We start from the raw sequence: 1,029 nt of genomic DNA, 5'->3' as shown, positions 1-1,029 counted from the left end.
GGACCCAGATGGCCCGACCACTGAGGTAAGCGCCCCAAAGACCAACCGCGAGCATCGTTGCGACGTGGTCGAGTCCGGTCAGGGGGTGATGAAAGCCCTCGGCAAATCCAGCGAAGGCGCTCGCCTCCGTGTGCGCCAAGGCTGGCACGGCCAAGCCGATCACAAAAATGAGCGAAGACAAAACAAGACGGCGCAAAGCACATGCTCCTCAACCGGACGGAAGGGTAGGCTTGGACTTGCCTTGGCTAAGCCCGGCCAAACTAAGGGGGCGTCCCGAGGATTGTCGACCTGTCCCTTGGGCCAGTAGCAAGCACGATCGTTACCCCAGCGACTTTGACATCAGGCTCCTTTTCCCGCCCCCCCCAGCATGCGAGGAGAGACGATCCCGTCAGGTCTCCAGGAAGAACCGGATCATCTCGCGCGAGGCATCGGGGCCCGACACATCGGTGAAGCTTCCCGCCCCATCCCCGCCCGACCACGCATGACCGGCTCCCTGGACCAGCCAGTATTCCGTGGTGGCCGGACCATGGGTGGGTCCGACCAGCGTGCGGGTGACATGCCGGCCGTTGACGACGGCATCGGTCGTCAACTCCCCCAGCGCGCCATTGCGGGCGCTAGCCCGAGCAAACAGCGTCTCGCCATTCGAGGGGTGAACGGTGGCATCGGCCGTACCGTGGAAGATGATCTGCCGGGCGCCGCTTCCCGTCCCCCGGGATATCGGCTTCGCATTGCCCTTCATCGCCGCAAAGGCCGACATGACGTCGCTTGCGGCGCCATGGGGAAGGCCGGAATGGATGCCGGCGGCGGCAAAGATATCGGGATAGGTCGAGGACAGCACATCGGCCATCGCGCCGCCCGCAGACAGGCCRGCGACAAAGACGCGCGCGCGATCGATGCCAAACTCGGCAGCGAGTTCCTGGGCCAGGCCCGCGAGAGCCGCGGGCTCTCCCGCCCCCCGCCGCTGATGACGCGGATCGAACCAGTTCCAGCAGCCCTGGGCATTGGCCGAACGCGGTTGGTGGGGATAGG

At 65.6% G+C, this 1,029-nt stretch carries 2 protein-coding genes; both read right to left on the bottom strand.

The window, feature by feature from the left end:
• Window positions 1-196 (bottom strand): HupE/UreJ family protein (locus AC1D34_RS37930; protein WP_476827073.1); only part of this gene is annotated, 196 nt, incomplete at its 3' end.
• Between the two features lie 192 nt (window positions 197-388).
• Window positions 389-1,029: extracellular catalytic domain type 1 short-chain-length polyhydroxyalkanoate depolymerase (locus tag AC1D34_RS37925; RefSeq protein ID WP_476827072.1), on the bottom strand; the 641-nt coding region annotated here is incomplete at its 5' end.

This window comes from Allobosea sp. P1_A7 (assembly GCF_056406775.1).
The sequence above is the reverse complement of the archived record's forward strand: the minus strand, read 5'-3'. Positions and strand labels throughout refer to the sequence as shown.